The sequence below is a fragment of the Ruegeria lacuscaerulensis genome, assembly GCF_013034745.1.
Lineage (GTDB): Bacteria > Pseudomonadota > Alphaproteobacteria > Rhodobacterales > Rhodobacteraceae > Ruegeria > Ruegeria lacuscaerulensis_B.
In genome coordinates this window covers 1-20,504 of record NZ_WQGP01000004.1, presented here as the reverse complement: position 1 = coordinate 20,504, position 20,504 = coordinate 1, and the positions used below count along the sequence as shown (strand labels likewise).

Annotated in this window: 15 protein-coding genes; 4 read left to right on the top strand and 11 right to left on the bottom strand. The window is 56.1% G+C overall.

Annotated elements, in window-relative coordinates; all coding sequences use genetic code 11:
• Genes GOV79_RS08590 through GOV79_RS08575 form a run of 4 tightly spaced genes read right to left on the bottom strand, consistent with a single transcriptional unit; the run spans position 1 to position 3,667 of the window.
• Entirely contained in the window at positions 1-966 is a 966-nt protein-coding gene (locus GOV79_RS08590; RefSeq protein ID WP_170789470.1) for a glycosyltransferase family 2 protein, read from the bottom strand.
• A complete protein-coding gene (locus tag GOV79_RS08585; RefSeq protein WP_170789469.1) occupies positions 956-1,927 on the bottom strand; it encodes a sulfotransferase family protein in 972 nt (323 codons plus the stop codon). The genes GOV79_RS08590 and GOV79_RS08585 overlap by 11 nt, the downstream gene beginning before the upstream one ends.
• A gap of 3 nt (positions 1,928-1,930) precedes the next feature.
• Entirely contained in the window at positions 1,931-2,812 is an 882-nt protein-coding gene (locus tag GOV79_RS08580) for a sulfotransferase family protein (protein ID WP_170789468.1), read from the bottom strand.
• Positions 2,813-2,866: 54 nt separating this feature from the next.
• Positions 2,867-3,667: a WecB/TagA/CpsF family glycosyltransferase gene (locus GOV79_RS08575; RefSeq protein ID WP_170773028.1), complete on the bottom strand. Its 801-nt coding sequence runs from the start codon at positions 3,665-3,667 to the stop codon at positions 2,867-2,869.
• A gap of 268 nt (positions 3,668-3,935) precedes the next feature.
• On the opposite strand from GOV79_RS08575, the gene GOV79_RS08570 reads away from it, so the two are divergent.
• The gene (locus GOV79_RS08570; RefSeq protein WP_170789467.1) at positions 3,936-6,164 is read left to right on the top strand and encodes a GumC family protein; all 2,229 of its coding nucleotides are present in this window, start codon (positions 3,936-3,938) and stop codon (positions 6,162-6,164) included.
• Between the two features lie 101 nt (positions 6,165-6,265).
• Here GOV79_RS08570 and GOV79_RS08565 read toward each other — a convergent pair whose 3' ends face one another.
• From GOV79_RS08565 to GOV79_RS08555, 3 genes are all read right to left on the bottom strand, one after another.
• Positions 6,266-7,549 carry a polysaccharide biosynthesis/export family protein gene (locus GOV79_RS08565; RefSeq protein WP_170773031.1) on the bottom strand — a complete coding sequence of 428 codons (1,284 nt, stop codon included), beginning with the start codon at positions 7,547-7,549 and terminating at the stop codon, positions 6,266-6,268.
• Between the two features lie 32 nt (positions 7,550-7,581).
• Positions 7,582-8,193, bottom strand: coding sequence for a sugar transferase (locus tag GOV79_RS08560; RefSeq protein ID WP_237217989.1), 612 nt, complete (start codon positions 8,191-8,193; stop codon positions 7,582-7,584).
• Between the two features lie 1,012 nt (positions 8,194-9,205).
• A complete protein-coding gene (locus GOV79_RS08555) occupies positions 9,206-10,633 on the bottom strand; it encodes an oligosaccharide flippase family protein (RefSeq protein ID WP_170789465.1) in 1,428 nt (475 codons plus the stop codon).
• 292 nt (positions 10,634-10,925) lie between these two features.
• Here GOV79_RS08555 and GOV79_RS08550 point away from each other — a divergent pair, with 292 nt between their 5' ends.
• The gene (locus tag GOV79_RS08550) at positions 10,926-12,251 is read left to right on the top strand and encodes an O-antigen ligase family protein (RefSeq protein WP_170789464.1); all 1,326 of its coding nucleotides are present in this window, start codon (positions 10,926-10,928) and stop codon (positions 12,249-12,251) included.
• A gap of 146 nt (positions 12,252-12,397) precedes the next feature.
• Entirely contained in the window at positions 12,398-13,312 is a 915-nt protein-coding gene (locus tag GOV79_RS08545; RefSeq protein WP_170789463.1) for a sugar phosphate nucleotidyltransferase, read from the top strand.
• A 10-nt stretch (positions 13,313-13,322) separates the two neighbouring features.
• On the opposite strand, the gene GOV79_RS08540 is transcribed toward GOV79_RS08545, so the two are convergent.
• Together GOV79_RS08540 and GOV79_RS08535 are read right to left on the bottom strand one after the other, a co-directional pair.
• Positions 13,323-14,645, bottom strand: coding sequence for a protoporphyrinogen/coproporphyrinogen oxidase (locus GOV79_RS08540; RefSeq protein ID WP_170789462.1), 1,323 nt, complete (start codon positions 14,643-14,645; stop codon positions 13,323-13,325).
• Between the two features lies 1 nt (position 14,646).
• Positions 14,647-15,582 carry an NAD-dependent epimerase/dehydratase family protein gene (locus GOV79_RS08535; RefSeq protein WP_237217999.1) on the bottom strand — a complete coding sequence of 312 codons (936 nt, stop codon included), beginning with the start codon at positions 15,580-15,582 and terminating at the stop codon, positions 14,647-14,649.
• Between the two features lie 559 nt (positions 15,583-16,141).
• Between GOV79_RS08535 and GOV79_RS08530 the strand changes: the two genes are divergently transcribed.
• Positions 16,142-17,287, top strand: a complete 1,146-nt coding sequence (locus GOV79_RS08530; protein ID WP_170789460.1) for a glycosyltransferase — start codon at positions 16,142-16,144, stop codon at positions 17,285-17,287.
• 295 nt (positions 17,288-17,582) lie between these two features.
• Here the strand turns inward: GOV79_RS08530 and GOV79_RS08525 are convergent, their stop codons facing one another.
• A complete protein-coding gene (locus GOV79_RS08525) occupies positions 17,583-19,304 on the bottom strand; it encodes an adenylate/guanylate cyclase domain-containing protein (protein ID WP_170789459.1) in 1,722 nt (573 codons plus the stop codon).
• Between the two features lie 271 nt (positions 19,305-19,575).
• Positions 19,576-20,504 (bottom strand): hypothetical protein (locus GOV79_RS08520; RefSeq protein ID WP_214648125.1); only part of this gene is annotated, 929 nt, incomplete at its 5' end.

Below are 20,504 nucleotides of genomic sequence, written 5' to 3'. Positions count from 1 at the left end.
TTAGCCGCCTCCGACCCGGTCGACCTGCACGGCTGAAGCGCTGTATTCGGCAAACTCCACCCGCATCAGGGCAGCCAGCATCCCGGCGCCACGACAGATCTCCAACAAGCCCCGATACCATCTGGGTTTCGAGCCGAACCCCAGGCACAGACACATCACACAGCCCCATCCGATGGCACCCACCCCTTTGACCGCACGCATTGCGACGCCTTTGCGCCGGATCAGGGCTATGCGCCCCAGCGTGTTGCCCTTGCGAAACCAGCGCCGTCCCAGCCATTTCAGCGTCGCGCGGTTTTCAGGCACGTCGTCCCAGACCATTGCCTGCGCCGCCGCCCGGATCACACCGCCTGATTGGCGCATGCGCGAAAAAAACTCTTCGTCCTCGCCGCCGGTGATATTGAACCGGGGATCAAAGCGCATGTTGCGGTCGCGAATGACGCGTGCATCGGCCATCGAGTTATTCGTCGCCGCTGACACCAGCGCAGCGCCCTGCTCATACGGCCCCATTCGAAACAGGTTCAGCGCTTCGACCCAGCCCGGCGGAGGGGTTCTGAACCTCGGCTCGACCGGGCCCTGCGCAGCAATCGTGTCCGGCAGTTGCATCGTGTCCAGCATCTGCAGAAGCCATTGGTCCGAGACCGCCTCATCATCATCCAGAAACGCGACATAGTCCGCGTCGGACGGCGCCTCGGCCAGCGTCCGGTTCCGGGCCGAAACAATGCCGCGTGCGGGTTCAATCACATAGATAACCGGCCAACGCGAAAGGGCGTGAATATCCCCTAACTCTGCTTGCGCCGTGGCTTCGGGCGCGTTGTCGGCAATCACGAGCGTCACGCGCACATCCCGATCCTCAAGCTTTTGCGCGTTCAGACTGTCGATCAGCGCCTTCAGCCCATGAGGCCGCAGGTAGGTTGCGATACAAATGGCAACATGAGGTCGCGTGCTATGGTAGGCATCAGCGCTCATAACCCGCCTGCTCCAGCGCCTGTCCGGCCAACTTGTCGAACCGGGCTTTCTTGCTGTCCGGCCACTCGGCCCAGCGCTTTACCGGGTTGAAATCCGCGGTCTTTGCCTGCGGTTGCCAACGCTGTTCGTTCGCAGCGGTTGAACGCGAGGACCCCCGCACCGGCATCTTGTCGATCTCGGCCCAAGGAAAGCGCGGGGCCTCCAGCCCGATATGGTCCAGCATCTGCTGCACGTGGCTGGGCGTATTGCCGACGATATCCTCGTATCGGACAACCATCGTATCAGCGTTTTCATTAGGGCCGCCGCTGCTGAAACTCAGAATCGCCTCGGCCCCCAAACGCCATTCATCGGCCAATTGGCGGAAATTTTTGCTGCGCAGGGAAAACCGCGAGAACGTTCTGAGCGAGGAGTCCAGCACGTCCCGCCCGTCCCTGAGACACAGAATTATCTTGGCGTCGGGAAAGATATAGCGTGCCAGCGACAGGTCCTGCACATGCGGGCATTTTAGTAGTATGTGCTGCCCCTCGGCCTGCGCCTGCAACTCGCGGAACCATGCCCCAGCCAGCATGGCCAGCATGTCATAATGCCCCAGCACTTCCTCATTGCGCGGGAAGTACCGCAGGAAATCACGCGAAAAGGCCGCTGCGTCGCCAGCCGCGTGAAGCAGCGGAAACTCATAGAGCCTGCCGGGATCGGCGGTGACGTCAGGGTGCATTCCCACCAGATCATGCACAAAATTCGTCCCCGAACGGGGCAAAACGCCAAAAATCAGGATCGGAGTACGGATGTCACCGCGCGCCCTGCGCGCAAGGGCGGCAAGATGTGCGCCCTGTTCGGCAGAGACTTGCGGCATGAAATCCCGGCCATCCAGAAACCGGGCCCCCAAAATGCGGCGGGTCATACGCGTGATCTGGTTGATGCGCAGGTCCCCAAAAATCCGTGCTGTATCCCGGACGCCCATATCTTACCCGTGCGTTCCCGTCTTGATCGGTGGCAAAAGTTGCCAAGTGGGCCAAGGTAGATTGTCGCGCCCGAGAAACTGCGCGACAAACTCCATGTCGTCGCGGAATTGCTCGGCCAACATCACGCGAGTTTCGGGTGTGGGCGGCGACACTTTTGTTTTCAGATGTTGTTTATTCATAGCCAGAGCCTGCTTCAAGCCAGGTGCCTTCTTCAACCCTTTGACCAAATCTGCCAACCCAAGCGAACGCAGAACTGAACCACCCTTGCGCAATGCATTCTGAACGGCCTGGTTTTTGTATACGATAGTTTCGTGATGACGTTCAGTGATCGCAGAGGGGTTTTCCTCGGGCGCGACACCCAAATGTGCGCAAATGCGCCGATAGGTTCCCTGAGGATCTTTCGCCACGTCTTCGGACAGCAGGACAAGCAGTGCGCCTTTGTTGAAGTGGTCCAACCAGTTTTGCAGGTTTGCCTTGTAGTGGCTTTGCAGCGTGTAGGCTGGGTTCAGCGGCAGCGCATCTTCAAACGACGTATCGGGCGGAATGTGACCTTTGCGGATCTCGTGCAGATGATTTGAAAACGCCCGCTCGACCGGATCCCGCAGAATACAGATCAACTTGAAGTCGGGGTTATAATCCCACGCCCGTTGTGCGGCATCACGGCTGTAGAAGTAATTGGGCGAGCATTCGCCCCGGATAACGCCCGGCTCAGCCGGGTCGAAGCGGGATTCATACCATTGAAACCCCAAATCGTAACGGGCATTGAAAAAATTGAGCTCTTTCGTTTCGCTGGTCCGCACCGAAGGGTGCTCGGAAAGCACGTGATGCAACCACGTGGTGGCTGCTTTTTGGACACCAATCCCGATGAAATTTGTCTTCGTCACTTACTCATACCTTCGAAAAACAGGCCCTATGGCTTGACAACTTTACCCATGCCGTCACCGGCGTAAAAACTTTGTAAACACGTCCTTCCTGACAACGATACTCAACGCATGCGGTAGTGTATGCAAGTATCGCTTGAGCAGGTAGCCCGGACCTGTCGCGATACGGTGCAACCACTCCAATCCCATGGACTGCATCCATCGCGGTGCTCGGGCGTAGTCCCCAACCACGTAGTGATAGCACCCTCCACAGGTCACCACCCAGGCGCATTGCGTCAGCTTCGGCGCGATACGGGCGGCAAAATACTGTTCTTTCGGCTTGCCGAGCCCCACCCACAAGATATCCGCACCGCTCGCATTGATATCGGCAATCACCGCCTCTTCATCGGCGGGATCAAAATACCCGTTGCGGCGCCCGGCAATGACAAGACCGGGATACATCTCTTGCAGGCGCGCTGCGCAATCTCGGTTGATCTCTTCGGTCGCGCCCAGCAGGTAAAAGCTGAGACCGTTTTTAGCAGCGACCTTAGCCGCCGAGTGGATAAAATCTGTGGTTGCGGTACGTTCGGGCACCCCGCCCTCTCCGTGCGCCATACGAGACGCCCAGACGACGATCTGGCCATCCGCATGGATGATATCGGCCGAATCCATCACACGGGCAAATCCTTCGTCCGTGGCATAGGTGGATATGGCATGCGCATTCGAGCTGAACACAGTCACCGCACGTGTCAACGCGCCAGATCGCCGTTTGAGCACATCTTCCGCCATTGCTTTGGTCAGGTCTTCATCCCCGGCTTGCGCGACGGGTACCCCTCCGACCAATATGTGCGGCAAGCGCATTTCGACCGTCTTGTTCATCAATACTCGTTCCAAATTCACCAGGTAACACTCGACGCTGGACTCAAAGTAACAGCCGCAGCGATTCTTACTATTAAATTAGAGTTTATCTTCCGTTCATCTTGGAAATTGACCCTACTTCGCACCAATTGCAGGCAAGCCGCACCGAATTAGTCATCAATCCTCCGAAACTTAGCACATTGTTTACGACATATGCGGTTTTCTCTGTTGAATACAGGTTTGTGGGCCTATGTTTTCTGTAGTCCGTGTTTCAGATTGTTAATTAGTTATGACTGATCAGTATCGCCGAGGATTGGATGTTGAATTGACGGGTTTCGGCCAGGCTCCGGCCGGCGATCCCGAACTTAGGGTGTTGTCGAATATCGCGTGGGCGATCCGACGTTCGATCCTGTGGATATTGCTGATCGGATTTCTGGGCGGGGTGACCGCCTATCTGCTGTCCTACCTGTCGGACACGAAATACACCTCAAGCGCGAAGGTCATGATCGAGACCCGCGTTCAGACCGAAACTCAGTTTACGCCGCAGGTATCGGGCCTGCCCCTTTCCCTGACATCGCTTGAGAGTGAGTTGCAACTTCTGCGCTCGACCGATCTGATCGAAAATGTCGTGGATCGTCTTGAACTGCATACGGATCCGGAATTCTCGGGTGCTGAAACTGGCTTTACCCTTTCTCCTATTGCCTTGGCGCGCCGTTTGAAAAACGGGCTGGTCAGTGCACTCAGCGGGGGGGATGACGCGGACGAGGGTGGCGACAGTGGTCAAACCCTGGAAGAGATGCAGCGCGAAGCGACCATCGAGAAATTGCTGGAGGCACGCCGCATCGAACAGATTGGCGAAACCTCAGCCGTGTACGAAATTCGCGTCTCTGCGAAAACGCCGCAAAAAGCAGCCGTCATCGCCAACAGCCTGGCCAATGAGTACCTATTTGTCCTGACGCGCATGAAACGCGATGATCTAAGCCAGTCGCAGGAATGGTTGGCAACGCGGATCGGTCAGATTCGCGAAGACCTGAACAAGCTCATCTCGGATCTTGAGGCACATTCGGTCGAAACGCCGTATTCACCGGAGGAATACGCCACCATCAAGGCACAGCGCATCAAGGCCGAGAAACGCGCCCGGCTGGTGAATGAAGAACTGTTTGTGCTGGATGAACAGACCAACACCATCCAACTGCTCAGGGACAATGGCAATGTCGCCGAAGCGGTAGAATTCGCCGTTCAATCGGCGCTGGTACCGCAGAGCACGGCCAATAATTCAGATGACGCGCAAGCGGTTCTGGACAGTGCGTTGGAAGCAGCACAGCGCAAAACGGAAATTCTGAACGGACAGCTAGCCACGCTGAATATCAGCATCAACACGTTCAAGGACCAGCAGGTACGCCAGGTTCAGCATGACTCGGTCACCAAGCGGATCGAGAATGAGATTCTTGTGGCAGAAGCAATCTATCGTGACTTTGTTTCGCAACTGGGGCGTCGGGCCGAACAGGGTGATTACCTGGATGCAGGGGCCCACATTATCGAAACTGCACGCGCTTCGGTCGATCCATCAGAGCCGAAACGGGCGCAAATGGCGATCGGGGTCATGATTGCAATGATCTTTGGCGGCCTGGGTTTTGCCGTGATCCGCGAACTGTTCCAAACGCGCCTCAGAACCACCTATGAACTTGAAAACACCACGGGCGTCAAACTTTCGGCAATCATTCCCGAAGTTCGAAAGGACCCCCCCTTTGAAACCTTCTTTACCAATGACGGAAAGCTGGACCCAGAGTTGCTGCATTTCGGGCGTAAGCTTCTGGCCAGCAGCGATATTGGTCTGCGCACCCTACGCAACGAGAGTGAGCTGACCACCTCTCAAGCGGCCGAGTTCTTTACCAAGAATGTCGATAGCAAACACGGCCAGCGCTTTGCCGAGAATGGGTGCATGATCTTCTCTGGCGCGTCAGCGGTACCAGATGAGGGGAAAACGTCCGGCCTACTGCTGATCGGGTCGGTCTGCGCGCAAGCCGGGTATCGCACGTTGATCATTGACTGCGACACGGTCACTTCCACCTATCGCGACCTGTCGCAACTGTCCGTCGAAGGGTTGAAACACGGGGCAAAGCACCCAGCGTCGTTTCAGGACAACATTGTCAGCACCCCGCAAGACGGACTGGATATCCTGCCGTTGATCGGACCGTTGGAAGACGAGGCTCAGGCCAAAGAAGTGGGTGAGTTCCTGTGTTCTCCGGCCTTCCTGAACCTGCTCTATTCGCTGTCCGACATGTATGAAGTGATCCTTCTGGATACACCGCCGTTGTTGCGCGCGGTCGAGTCGGCTTACCTGTCGCAAATCTCGCACCGGGTGATCCTTTTTGCGCGCTGGAACAGCACGCATAAGAACACGGTCCTGCAGGCAATGCGCGAATTGGAAAATGCGGGCGTTCGCCCCTCGGCCCTGGTGGCGACGCGGGTCGATATGAAACAGGTCCGACACTACGGCGACCCGATCCTAGGATAAAAGACCAGTCCAAAGCAAAGGGGCGGCACTCCGACCTCGCAAAACGAAGCGGGCGCGGGTCAAAGACCTCGCGCCCGTTGTAAGCCAGCTGCATTTTGGTGTTATTCGGTCAGAGGGACCTCTTGCGTGATCTCCTGCACCGAGACTTCTACGCTGTCACCGGGCAACAACTGGGTCAGTTTGTCTGCACCCAACTGTTGCAGTTGTCCGTCTACCACCCGAAAGATCGTGACCGAGTAGTCAATATCCGTAATCAGGTTTTCGGTTCCGATCTCATCCGACGCGCCCGCCAGATATTTCGAGATCGTATCCATCTGATGCCGCGCATCACGGACGGACAGGCTGGCGGCGCGACGCTCTTGCAACAACCGCAGCGACCGTTCTTGATCATATTGTTCTTGATCGCGTTTCAAGCGGGTCAGGATCAGGCTTGTGGCTGCCAGATCCTCTTCAACCTCCAGCAAACGGGTTGCAGACAAAACGGTTGTACGGCGCGTATCAGCCATACGGGACCCCGGCGCGAGGCCCTTTTGGACCAGCGCGACGACCCGCGCCTCTTCCTCTTCATCGGCCGCGACAGCCTTGGCAAGCTCTACTTTCTGTTCTTCAAGAATCCGGATCCGCTCGGCCGCCTGAAATTGGGCATCTTCGAAATAGGCGCGCTCACCTGCTTCGTTTTCCTGATTGATGGTGCGAATCCGGACATGTTCTGCCACCAATTCCTTCAAGACCCTGGGAGATATAGAAACACTGGTCTGACTGGGCGGCGCCAGATCCATATCTTGCGCCAACTCGGATGAGGCGCGCCATGCAGTCACCAGCCCCTGTGCGTGTTGCAACGCAGCCTGACCATAGGTGGTCTGCCAGCGCAGCAGTTGGATCGGGTCAATGGTGACATCATCGGCCAGTAGCCGGCTCCTAACCCCCCCGGCCAAGGCAACCGCCTCGCGCGCAGTGATGGCGGGGCGAAAGTCGATCTGACCGGTGCGTGCAACATCGCCGCCGATGATAATCGGGCGGTATCCATTGCGGGCGATCTCGATCTCATCTCCGTCCAACTGGATGATATAGATCTCGCCATTCTGGTCATATTGCTTGACGATCTTGCCCGCTGCGTCCTGACGTACCAACTGCTCCAGCGCATCCGTCGACAGACCTTGCGCTTGGAACTGGCCCAGCCATTGCAGGTTGACCTCGCCATGGGCATCAATCGCCGCTTCGAAGGACAGATCTTGCAAACCCGTCAAAGTCACACGGACCTTGTCACCTGGCTCAAGGTTGAAATCCGCCGCCGCCGACATTGGCATCGCTAGCAGGGTGCACAATCCGAGCGCGCGGTACGCGGTGGACAGGCGCAACGCTGGGTTTCTAAATCTGCGTTTCATAAGCCATCATCCTATCGTCGGTCAGTTCGGGATCAGCAGCCGGTTCCGTTGCAAACGGCACCGATCGTGCGGAACAGGATTTTCAGATCGTACCAGAAGCCCAGATTTCGCGCATAATCGCTGTCGAAGATCGCCCTATGCGAGAACTCAACCTCGTTACGTTCGGACACCTGCCACAAGCCGGTGATCCCTGGCTTCATCAGCGTGTATTCGCGCCCCGGATACAATTCCTGCTGCTGAGGCATCATCGGACGTGGGCCGACAAGGCTCATGTCGCCGATCAGAACATTCCAAAGCTGAGGCAACTCATCCAACGAGGTCATACGGATGAAACGACCGAATTTTGTGACCCTCGGATCGTTGTCCAGCTTTTGTTTTGTTTCCCATTCGGACGCAGCGATTGGATTTTCGGCCAAATGTTTCTGAAGTTGAAACTCTGCGTCAGAAACCATCGACCGGAACTTGAGGAAGTCGAACTCGCGACCGCCGATTCCAACACGGCTTTGGCGATAGATGGCAGGTCCGCCATCCAACTTCACCAAGACGGCAATCACCAACATGACCGGCAGCACAAACGGCAGACCGATTAGAACCAACAAAATATCCAGCAAACGCTTGCCTTTGACGGCGTAGAAGCTCCGCAAATTGGAGAACTCGTCACAGACCTTAATAGAACTTTGGTTTGGTTTATAAATTTCCGATTCTTCTAATTGGAAAGAACCTCGTATTTGGTTCATAATAACCCCCAAAAACTAACACAACGGACTAAAATCACGCCAACAAGTCTTCCAGCCGCGCAACACACCCGCTTGGGAATCTGCCCCAAAAAACAAGGCAAAGACCCAACGATTGACTACTATCCGCTCAATAGATTTGGGGAACGCCGCACACGAACGCGACAACCCACCCTTTGTTTTCTCCCGACTCACACATGATGTGCGGTCAGGATTTTTACCCCGCTAGATACTCGCACTAATGGTCTGATGTGACAACGATTTTGTTAACCACCTGTTAACAAAACGACCACAATTTCGTGAACATGCTAAGTAAATTGACACGCTGCCTTAAAAATGGGCTGAACTTGACCCAAAACAAACCGCTGAGGCCAGTCCAAACAAGCCTTGCCACCCTTCGCGTATTGTCCCTGCGCTGAGCAGGGATTTTGTCAGTTTCCAGTTTTAACGGCGGATTTCTCAGCGATCTTCACGCGCAACCTTCCGTTGAATAGAAAATGAAGTCCGGCGATCAGAGCCGGAGCACTGCATCCGATCAGCAAGCTGAAGATCACGGCCTGAATTAGGCCTGTGCCCGTTAGAAGAAATGCCACAAAACACATTGCGGCAACCAGCGGACCTGACAGTAAATACAATATGACCATCGGTTTTGCTCTTGGTTTATGCGTCGTTTCTGCGTCTGCCTACCCTGAAACCAGAATGTGTGTTTTTTGGGGCAACTGTTGGAAAATATAGTTTCCCAAAGTAAAACAGTCGCGGGGTAACACATCAAATTGATCTCAAGTTCATCATATCATCATATTTTCAGGACCACGATATCCCTTTAGCCAGGATTCAAAATTCATTGTGCCAGTGGGCAAATTTGCGCCACCCCGCCCACTCGAATTTGTCGGTCTTCAGTTAAGAAGTTGTTAACGCTGAATTACTTCGAAGAGGGAAATCCGCTTGCGGACGCCCAGCCACGTATCTTCCGCCATGCTGCAGCAGCTGCCGTCTGATGCAGGCATGCGAAAACCACGAACATCACGACAGCTGAAAGCGAAAGCAGCGCAAATTGTAACACGATTCCACCCGACTCAGCTGCGAGAACCGCCAGAGGCGCGAAAGCAACAGCTCCAGCAACGGCTTTGAATATCTCTGGCACGGGCACCGCAATGGGGTCGATGCGGCGGCCAATATGGTAGTAGGCCAGAAAACTCAGCAATCCGCTGATCAAAAAGGCAACGGCGGCACCCGGTGGGCCCAGAAGGTAGATGAAGACGAAAGATAGCGCGACATGCACAGCCAGCGAACACAAGGTAATGGTCAATTGCAGCCCAGTCTTTTTGGCGCGCGAGAAGGCAAAGCTAAAATACGCCCCCTGCAACCCGAACGTAAATGAGGCTATCGCCAGAACCCGCAGATACCCTGTGGTTCGGTCCGCAAATTCAGGGTCGAACAGCAGATTGGCAAAAACGCTTGCCGCACAGATCAGCGCGGCCACGATGGGCACCGCAATCAGCATCAGAAACGAGAAATACCGCTCTAGCACCGCGTCTGACGATTGCGCGCCGCGTTTTTCTAGCGCCTCGAATATCGAAGGACCCCATACGCGGGACAGGGTCTCCATCGGAAGGCGCACAGTTCGGGAGGCCAAGGTTTGCGCCGCCGCGAAATAGCCCGCGTAGTCCATCCCCGCAAAGACGGCCAGCAAGGATTGCGTTGACATCGCAAAGAATGTGGCGGTGGAGGAGACGACAGCCACGGGAAACCCGAATAGAAGATAGGTTTTCAGCACCGCCCCTTTTGGCCGCGCCACGCCCGAGCGGCGCAGCGTTACCGCCAGTGCATAGGCCCCGGTCAGTGCTGCGCCCAGGGACATGCCAATCAGCGCGCTTTTGTAACCGCCACCGGTCAGAACAAATCCGACCGCAAGCGAAACGCCCAGCCCATGGCGCAGCAAGGTAACGGCTGCGTATTTCGGCCCCTCGTGGTACTGGCGCAGGCAGGCGGTTCCCAGTTCGTGCATCGCGTGGCTGATGCAATAGATCGCCGCAAAGAAAAGGCCGTCGATCCATCCACCAGGCAGGATGACCGACACCAGAGCTGCCAGAACGAACAGCACCACAGCCAGGATAGCAGCCGTCGACAGGGACATGGCGATGGTTTTGCCTTCGAATTCCGGCGTGTGGTGGAATCGTCCGATCGCAATCGCCAACCAATGGAAGGTGAACGAAAACATCAGATTCCCAAGCAACAGGGTCAGCGTATAACGTCCGAAATCCGCAGGCCCCAGAACGCGGGTCATCACGACAAGGATCGCAATCGCAATCACCGCAGACATCATTCTGGGCACGAAAAACCACGTCATCGCAGGTCGGACCTTAGAAACGACAGATGAAAACTCATAAACAATCCCAATCGCCCGGTCGACACGCCGCACATCCGCCGACCTTTCGCCTGTCTGGCTACTGTGACACCCGCCCGTCGAATGTACAGATGGTTTTTGGATCATACGCCGCGCACATAATTCATTTGCCGGGTCCACCGCGGCCGTGGCAAACTTTACCGAGTGATTAAAGCCGGTGGAAAGATTCAAGCTGTCGACCCGATGAGGCGCGCCAATTCCTACCGCAAATTCTTTGGATAAACCTTACGCAGCGATGACGCCCCTGACCCGACAGACACAATACCAGCAACAATCCGGCGCAGCCTTCCATCATTGGATTCTGGCCGCCTGTCTGGTGATCATGCTGTTGGTTGGCACCGATGTGGTCTCGATCGTGCTGTGGCAAATGGGGCTGGCCAAGAAGATTGAAATCGTTCTGCTGATACCGATCATGGGCATCACGTTGCTGTATTATCGCCACTTGATCCGGGGCATGACGGCCTCACCCGAGATCACGCTGTTGATCTGTTTGACTGTCTTATCAATCACCTGGAGCGATTTTCCCGCCTATTCAATCGAGCGTCTCGTTCCCTTGATCGTGACGTCCGGGTTTGCCATCGCTTTGGGTAGCATGATGTCCATGCGTGGGCTTTTGATCTTTCTCGCCATCTATTTCGGGAGCTCGATGGTCCTGTCGATGGGCGCAATCATGACCCTGCCGCAAGCACGTGGTATCCCGCCCTGGGGGGACACCTGGAACGGGATCTATGCCCACAAAAACGGGCTGGGACTGGCGGCAATGACGGCGATGCTGACGTGCTACTATGCGTCGCGACAATTCACAGGGCGGCTGAAAACCGTCTTTATGATCGGCGCCCTGCTGGGTGTCTTTTTGCTGATCGCCTCAGAATCGCGCACCTCTCAGGTCATCGGGCTGATCACGATGTCGGCGCTTTTGATCAGTCAGATCGTTCCGCGATTGGAAACAATTTGGGCCATAGGCTTCATTTTGTTTGCAATTCTCTTTGTCGGTACGATTGCCTTCCTATTGGCCTCACCGGTTGCCGAGCCTTTGTTTGCGCTGATCGGACGCAAGCCCACCCTGTCCGAACGCATCCCGATCTGGGAGCTGGTCTGGCCCAATGTTAAAGAGCGGTTCTGGTTGGGCTGGGGTTATCTAGCCCATTGGAATGAAAACGCACCACACCTGCGGTTCTACGCCAGCAAGGGAGAGCTGGGGTTCCTGCCGCATTATTCGCATAACGGGTTGCTTGAGACCTTCTTGAATGCCGGTTTTATCGGCGTGGCCCTTCTATTTTTGGGTCTAATGAGGTTCTTTTTCTCGGTTTTCTACTGCATGCGCCACATCCCGCAGCGCGATCCGTTCGTATTCGTGTTTGTTCTGGGTATGATGTACCTGTTCTCGAACATCACCGAGAGCACGCTTCTTAGTCGGATGAGTTCCAGTTGGATTTTCTTCCTGGCCTACACGACCAAAATGAATCTGGTCGCCCGCGCGCTGCGGGCCGATGCACGGGCCCACTATGAGCTCCGGAACAGAACGCGCCGCGCTTCCCAATTCGTGTCAAAACCCACGTGAATGTTGCGACTTTTTTCTAAGCAAAGGGTAATTTCGGACCCTATGCAGTTGCAGAAAGATTGACAGGCGCACGGTGGGTGGTGTGGACTCTGGCCATTCGCGTATCGAGATCAATTTCGATTCAAAGGTATTTGGGGGAGGCCCAGTTGAAGACAGCAATATTCGCAGGCGGTAAGGGCTCTCGCCTGATAGAAGAAACCCGCATTCGTCCCAAGCCATTGGTGGAAATCGCCAACCGGCCAATCCTCTGGCACATCATGCAGCATTATTCGACCTATGGTCATCATGAATTCGTGCTGGCCCTTGGGTATATGGGCGATCTGATCAAGCAGTACATGTCCGATCTGTGTCAACATGACGGGAACCTGAGGATCGACTTTGCCAAGCGCGAGTTGTTTGGCGAACCTGAATACCGGAACCCCGCGCTGGACGCTCAAATGCCGCCTTGGACCGTGGATTTGATCGACACTGGCGTCGACACGATGACAGGCGGGCGTCTGGCTCGGCTACAGCCCTATCTGGGGAACGAGACCTTCATGCTGACCTATGGGGACGGCGTGTCAAACGTAGATCTGGACGCGCTGCTGGCCTTTCACCGGTCGCACGGCAAGCTGGCTACGATCACTATGGTGCGTCCCCTGACCACGTTCGGGCATCTTCAGGTGCGCGAGGATGGTCTGGTCGAAGGGTTCATGGAAAAGCCCGAAACCGCCGCAGATTGGATCAATGGCGGCTTCTTTGTTCTAGAGCCGGAAGTGTTCGACGCCGTCGCCAGTGTAAATGGCGACGAAATCATGTGGGAAGAAGGCCCCTTGCCCAAGCTGATGGAGCTGGGAGAGCTGATGGCCTATCGCCATCCCGGCTTCTGGTACTGCATGGACCACCTCGCCGACAAACGCCGTTTGGAAGATATGTGGAAGAACGGCAATCGCCCCTGGGCCACGTGGGAACAAGGCAACGGGCCGACGAACGGCTCGACCCGCCTGACCGGCGACGGTCATCGCCCCGGCATTGGCCGAGGCGGAAATCCGGGGGACTGGGTCCGCTACAAGTCCCTGTAAGCGTTTCGAATTAAACTGCCTGGAGCGTCTCAAGAACGGTCCGGGCACCGCGTTCACCGGATTTGAACGCCTCATCTGTCCACTGATAACCCCACTCGCCGAACCGTCCGACATAGGTGATGCCGACCTCGTCCAGCCATTTGTGGACGATCGGCAGCGCCTCTTCCCGGTCCAGATCGAAGATGATGTTGGCGTGCGTAATCAGACGCGCATCCTTGTGCAGGATTTCTTCATCCTCGGTGATCAACCCGATCTTGACCAGATCGTCAATCACCGGCTGAATCAGATCCTCGGGCGCGACATCCAGCGGTCTGTATTTGTTGGAATAATAGCATTCTGCCTGAACGGAACCACATCCCGGCGGGCAGGTCTTGGTGGACATTTTGTGCGGGAAGCTGAGGCGGGTAAAGACGATGTCCTCGTCGTAGATATAGGTCCAGGTAGCGGGAGTAAAATCATCGCGCGCAAGGCCGATATTCACCGTCACACAAGTGGTGCAGGCCAGCTTGGCAGCCGCGTCCAGAACCGATTGCGGGGCGCCTTTGACCATCGGGATCAGGTCCGGCAACGGGATGGAGGAGATCAGCTTGTCATAACTCTCGGTCACACCATTTTCGAACCGAACCGTTTTGGCCACCGGATCAATCGCCACCACCTTGTGATCCAGATGCAGATCGGTTTTTTCCATGAAGGGCTTGAGGTATGAGATAAAGCCCCCCTCGGTCGGATACCGGAAGTCGGTGATATAGTGGACATCCGGCGTTTCGGCGAAAACCGCGCCTCGAATCACTTCTTCCATCGAGGGGCGATATAGGCGCGGGCCCATCCAGACGGTGCTCATCTGATCGGCGTCCACGGTGTGATATTTCTTGCCGTAAACCGCCGGGAAATGCGTACCGAAGGTTTCCCCAAAGACCGAGATCAGCCATTCCAGATAATTCGCAGGCTTCTCGACCACTTCCTGTTTGGACGCCTCGATGAAATCCAGAATGCACTGGGTTTTCAGCTCATCAGGCAAGTTGTGCAGATTGGCCTGCGCCGGGTGCTTGACCCAGGCCCCGTGGTAATAGTTGTTCACGTAAGCCTGCAGTTTTTCGTATTTGCCATCCACGTTACTGGCAAACAGATCTTGAATACGCGGGTCTTTCGAGAAGGAAATATGCGGACCGTCGTCGAAGATGAAGCCGCTGTCATGGGCAAAGGTTGCCGTATGACCGCCGGGAAAAGCGTTTTTGTCGTACATCCGGCTTGAAACGCCCGCGCCATGCAGATGATGGGCCGCGCCCAGACCAGCCATGCCGGACCCAAGGATAATGATGTTCTCGTCACTCATATCAGGTTTCTTTCGCAATCTCGCGGCGCCACCAGGCTATGGTGTCCGCAACTCCGGTTTCCAAAGTGAATTTCGGGGACCAGCCTAGCTCGGTCCGCAATCGGGTATTGTCGGCCTCGACCAGAGGCGGGTCGCCCGGCCGGGCCTCGCGCGCACCAAGACGCACCAGGTCTTCGGCACCAATCTGACGGGCGATTTCAAGGATCAGATCAGACAGCGGGATGGCCGTGCCGCTGCCGATATTGACCGGACCTTCAAGGTCGCTGTTCAGCAGGGCCACTATCGCGCTGGCAACATCGTCGACATGCAGGAAATCTCGTTTCTGCCGCCCATGAGTGCACAGGGCTTCGCGCCCTTGCAACAATGAGATCACTACATCCGCCGCCAATCGCCGTGGATTCTCACCCGGCCCGTACAGAAAGAAGGGTCGCGCCCAGGCCCCCGACAGATCCAGCGCGCCACACATCTTTTCAAAAGCGGTAGCCAACCCCGCCTTGGCCGCGCCGTATTCAGTTGCCGGTGTCAGGGGTGTCTCGCGCTCATGCAGCTTGATCGGCTTGGACCAGTCATATTCCATGCTCGACCCGCAAAATGTAACCCGCTGCCCGCCCGCCTGTGCAAAGGCGAATAACAGGTCGATCGAGTGCTGCACCCAGAGGAAATTCTCCAACGCTTGCTGGTTTCCCGGCCCCATATACCAGGCCAACGCTAATAGATGGCTGGGTCGGTGCTGGTCCAACACCGCTTGGATCTCCGCGGCGTCAGTCGTATCTGCGTTAATCCAGGTCACGTCGCCGGAGACTTGCGGGGGTGGACCACTTCGATATGTGGCGATGACTCGGCACCCGGCGGTGGCGAGCTGACGAACGCAAGCGCGTCCGATAAATCCCGCTGCACCCGTGACCAGAACCGTTGGTTTTTGCTGTTTCGAACTCATCATGGCTGGGGATACTATCTTGCGGAGCTTTCAGGAAATCAGACTGGATTGAGCGGCCGGGTCGCATCTGTTTCAGAAACAGTAAATGCAAAAAATGGACATTGTGCACCCGGTGCAGGGGCGTCAATTCGAATCCCTCGGCCAAGCTCCGTGCTTTTGAATGTGGTGGAGGAACTAAACGCCTGCGCAAACGTCAGTATTGGACCCCGCACGCAAAGCCAAATCGTCCTGTGGGAAACAACGCCGGCAGGCCGCAAGGGACAATCCGTGAAAATCATTAAACACCCGCCTTCATCAACGGCACCCAAACAAAAAAAAACCCGCACGACACGTGGTCAGAAATCAAACAAAATCCACCTTGCCTGGGATTCTGCAACCTAGGCCGGCCCCCAAAAACTTAAACACAGACAGCCTGATTTTCCACAATTTTCAGACTTTCCTTGGGGTGTTTGCCGGTGACGCTGAACAAGTGTGCAAGCGCAGGTTCGGAAAAAACCTTTGGAAGCTTGGCCGCCATATGAGATAGTTTGGCCTTATTTTGTGTTAAAGGATCAAGCGGTTGACCAGTTCCTCAGTTTCCACCACCGCCTCGCGCGATGTGCTGATCTTCTCTCAACGCAGATTGAACGACAACGTTTCGCGCTGTTCGGGGTTCGAATTCGAAGACGTTCTGACCGAAATAGAAGCGGTCGACATCGTGGCCCCAGCCCGAAAACGGGACCGGTCGCTGCCTTATGATCCCAAACGCTGGCTGTCCAAACGAACAGATCTGTTCCGGCACTGGCCGTCTGGTGCGCAGAAAGTGACGCTGCAAAAGGACTATGACATCTTTGTTTGCGACGTCCAGAAACCGCAGGAGCTGCTGACGCTGGATGCGATCCCGAACTGGCGCGAACACTGCGGTCTGGCCGTCTGTGTGCTGGAAGAGGTCTGGAGCAAGGACCTGCACGTCCACCTGCCTCTGATCCGATCTCTGGCTAAGTTCGACCTGATCGCCTGCGCTTTTGCCGAGGCTTGTGACACCCTGCACAGCATCACCGGCAAACCGGTGATTCACCTGCCTGGTGCTGCGGATATGGTCCGGTTTGCGCCAACCTCTCTTTCCGCAGAGCGACCAATAGATATCTATTGCATGGGACGCAGACGGCCCGAGCTGCATGACCGTTTGCTCAAGGTCATCAAGGATCGCGCGGGGTTCTATCTATATGATTCCGCTACAAAACCTCCGACCACGGCACAACATGCAGTGCATCGGGATTTGCTGGCTAATCTGGTTCAGCATTCCAAACTGTTCATGGTGGATATCGCCAAGATCGGCCATGCCGATCAAAAAAAAGGCAATATTGCCTGGGGGCCCCGCCATGTTGAGGGCATTGCTGGCGGGGCCGCTCAGATCGGCTATGCGCCGGACTCGGAAGACTACCGACAGTTTTTCGATTGGCCGGAATCCGTGTTCCGCCTGTCCGAGGATCCCGACGAGGCCATTGACCAGATCGTCGGGTTGTTAGAAACGCCGGGTAAGCTCGATCAGATGCGGCGGGTTAACATGGCCCAAGCCCTGAACAAACACGATTGGCTGCACCGTTGGGCGCAAATTCTTGAAAAGCTGGGCCTGCCGGAATCAGATGGGATGGCACACAGACGGCAAGTGCTGTCCGATGTGTCTGAAATCTTATTGAGCGGAGACACAGTCCAAACGGCCTAGGCCCTTGTTTGTCGGTAGATGGGAAAGTTCGTGGGGCGGCATGTGGCACTCAATACCCCTTCAAAGCCAGTCAGAAAAACCAGTATGTGCTAAAATAAACATGCCGCCCACCCAAGCAGGATGACATTGTGGCAAAATTGTGTCCACGATTCTTGGGGAAACTTATTGTTCGCTTTTTGGAAACGATGACTCACTCCCGAATCAATTGGTTCCCGCATGGGCAAAAACACCCGCTCCCGCACCATCTCGGCCCACTTTTTAACGGGTATGTGGAGCGATGGATGTGATCGCCCCCTCAGGTCAGTTCCAGTTTTTTCTTCAACGGGCCACTGTTTTTGACAATGACGGCCTGCACCGGTTCGGACACGCCCTGGATCGTGATGCCGCCGGTCTTACCCAGCATGTCAGGAATACCCAGGCCGCACATTTCATGCATATAGGTTGAATAGACGATCCCGGCCTCGATTTTATTGGTGACAGTCTCGAAAGCCTCGGCAATGATCGACACATTGCCAATCGCCGTCACCGGGCTGGGTGCTGCTTGGTCCGAGGTCTTGCCCACCCGTCCGATAATGGCCCGGCCCGAGTGCACCCCAATCCCGATCTTCAGCGGCTCAACAAGATGCTGACTAAGGCTGCCTTGCGTCTCTTGAACCAGCAACTGGCACTTGGCCGCTGCATAAAGCGCAGAGCGCGCGGCCTGGGTTTTGTGCGTCTCAAGTCCGAAAACAGCCGTCAGCCCGTCATTGGTGAACTTGTCGATATGGCCATTCTGCTCTTCGATCTGTTCGACCACCATGTCCAAAAGCTGGTTGAGAACAAAAATGACGTCATAGGGCAGTGACTTGTCCACGAATGGGCGGAAATCCTTGATCTTGAGGTTCAACACGCTGACCTCACGCTCGACCCCCCAGCCGAACGGATCGGATTTCAACGGCGTCGATGCGGCGCGCTGAGGCTGGATGATTGGGCGGAGGCTGACATCTCCGTTCACGCGCGCCTGACAGGCAAGGCGCATGTTCGGTTCCGCGTTGATTTTGTCGAGAAGTTTGCGTTCGGCCGGGCCGATCGGGCTGAGGCCATCCTGCTCGGACAGAACCACTACCCGGCAGGTTGAACACCGCGCCCGCCCGCCACAGACCGACAGGTGATCAATCCCGTTGTCGCGGCTTACATCCAGAATAGTCTTTCCTGGGGCCGCATCCACGGTCAGCCCTTCGCCATAAGTCACGCGCACCTTGCGGCGCAGGTTCTGGCCCAGCAAAAACAGAACGAACAGGGACAGCAGCGCGCACAGAATGATCACCACCCAGCCCTGCGCAATCGCCTGATATTCGGAAACGGCAGCGCGCACCTCGGTCAAGCGCAAGGCCAGTTCTGTCGCCTCTGCCCCGTCCGGATCAAGGCTGAGGCGCAACACCTCGCGCTTGGCCGCTGTCATCCATCCGGCCATCGCCACGATCGGTACGGCCACCGCCAGCGGCAAAAGCACCAACAAGCCGTCCTTGTACCAATGCTTCGGTCGAAGCCAGAAATGCACGCCAATCAGCCCGTGCCCCCAGACCAGCAACATCAGCGCATTCTGTTTGATCGCCGCAACCGGCCATAGCAGCGACAGTTCCTGCAAATAGCTGACGGGCACGCCGGTCAGCAACTCGGACCCGCGGGTGACGATGATATGGCTGACAAGCCAATAGGGAATGGCCAGCCCCAGAATGATCTGAAACCAGCGCCAGAACGGCATTTTCAAGCTTCGGATGCTGAGGATCGTGACCGCGCCCAACAGCACATGCACCGCCAGGGCGCCATAGAGCAGAACCGTTCCGGGGACCGAGCTCCAGATCGCGGACATAACGGCCAGCATCCGGTCCATCCACTCCAGCGATACCAGCCCCAGACCGTGGTTGATAAAATGCCCCGTTGCATAGGCCAACAGCACCAGCCCCGACCACAACCGGGCCTGCTGAGTCACGGTTCCTCGCCCGTTGGCTTTGATCTCTCGATGTCTGACGGCCATCTTCAACGCCCCTGATCAATCGCTTGTTTCGTAATCACCTAAAATGGCTGACACGCAGGGGTAGAGGATTATTCACCACAAATCCGTTTTCGCCTTCACGTTCAGGTGTGGTCTTCGTGTGGAAAGAACAGCGGGTTAAGCGCCATGCCGCTTAAGCCTCAGTTTTTTGGCCTTGGCAGTCCTATTGGCAACGTCACGCTTCGTTCAGGAAGGGCGCAAAAAAGGGGCCGCCGGTATCGGCAGCCCCCTAATTTTACTTGTCAGACCGGCCTTACAGAAGGAACTGATCGTCGTCCGGTAGCAAATGCTCCAGCAGATCAGCGACGGTCAGATCCAAAAGCTGGTCAGCTGTATCCAGCGCTTCGGTCTGAGCCCCGTTCAAAACCAAAAGCTCGGCTTCGTCTTCTTGGGTCAGCTCATCGGCATCGGTTTCGTCTGTGAACTCGAACATATCCCAGTCACGGGTGTCGACAAAAGCAACGCTTTCCTGGGGCTGAGCGGCAATTCTGGGCTCGCCCGGACCAGTCGTGCCGCTGCCGTCGATATCGTCACCATAGAAGATTTCGACATCGGCAACGTTGTCGACGGCGTTCCCGCCCACCACGGCCCCCTGATCGTTCAGGATCCACTCATAATACGTTTCACCTACATCAGTTTTCCACAGCAGACGATATCCGCCCTCATTGGTCTCTTCGACATGGATCGCGCTCCAGCCTTCAATCCTGTCTGGTCCAACAGCGCTGCCCCCTTCGGTCACGCCAACACTGCCATTGATCAGATAGCCGCTTGCGGTCGAAACCGCCAACGTGGTCGCACCGTCGGATTCGATCGGAGTCGTCACATGGCCGATAGTGTCGTCATCGTTGAGGTCCACATCGTAGAACGCTTCGATACCTGCAACGTTGTCGACGGCGTTCCCGCCCACCACGGCCCCCTGATCGTTCAGGATCCACTCATAGTACGTTTCACCTACATCAGTTTTCCACAGCAGACGATATCCGCCCTCATTGGTCTCTTCGACATGGATCGCGCTCCAGCCTTCAATCCTGTCTGGTCCAACAGCGCTGCCCCCTTCGGTCACGCCAACACTGCCATTGATCAGATAGCCGCTTGCGGTCGAAACCGCCAACGTGGTCGCACCATCAGATTCGATCGGAGTCGTCACATGGCCGATAGTGTCGTCATCGTTGAGGTCCACAT

Coding starts and splice junctions, on each gene's coding strand:
- GOV79_RS08585 (WP_170789469.1), bottom strand. CDS start 1,927: ATGGGCGTCCGGGATACAGCACGGATTTTTGGGGACCTGCGCATCAAC.
- GOV79_RS08570 (WP_170789467.1), top strand. CDS start 3,936: ATGACTGATCAGTATCGCCGAGGATTGGATGTTGAATTGACGGGTTTC.
- GOV79_RS08565 (WP_170773031.1), bottom strand. CDS start 7,549: ATGAAACGCAGATTTAGAAACCCAGCGTTGCGCCTGTCCACCGCGTAC.
- GOV79_RS08575 (WP_170773028.1), bottom strand. CDS start 3,667: ATGAACAAGACGGTCGAAATGCGCTTGCCGCACATATTGGTCGGAGGG.
- GOV79_RS08540 (WP_170789462.1), bottom strand. CDS start 14,645: ATGAGTGACGAGAACATCATTATCCTTGGGTCCGGCATGGCTGGTCTG.
- GOV79_RS08525 (WP_170789459.1), bottom strand. CDS start 19,304: ATGGCCGTCAGACATCGAGAGATCAAAGCCAACGGGCGAGGAACCGTG.
- GOV79_RS08590 (WP_170789470.1), bottom strand. CDS start 966: ATGAGCGCTGATGCCTACCATAGCACGCGACCTCATGTTGCCATTTGT.
- GOV79_RS08555 (WP_170789465.1), bottom strand. CDS start 10,633: ATGACGTGGTTTTTCGTGCCCAGAATGATGTCTGCGGTGATTGCGATT.
- GOV79_RS08535 (WP_237217999.1), bottom strand. CDS start 15,582: ATGAGTTCGAAACAGCAAAAACCAACGGTTCTGGTCACGGGTGCAGCG.
- GOV79_RS08550 (WP_170789464.1), top strand. CDS start 10,926: ATGACGCCCCTGACCCGACAGACACAATACCAGCAACAATCCGGCGCA.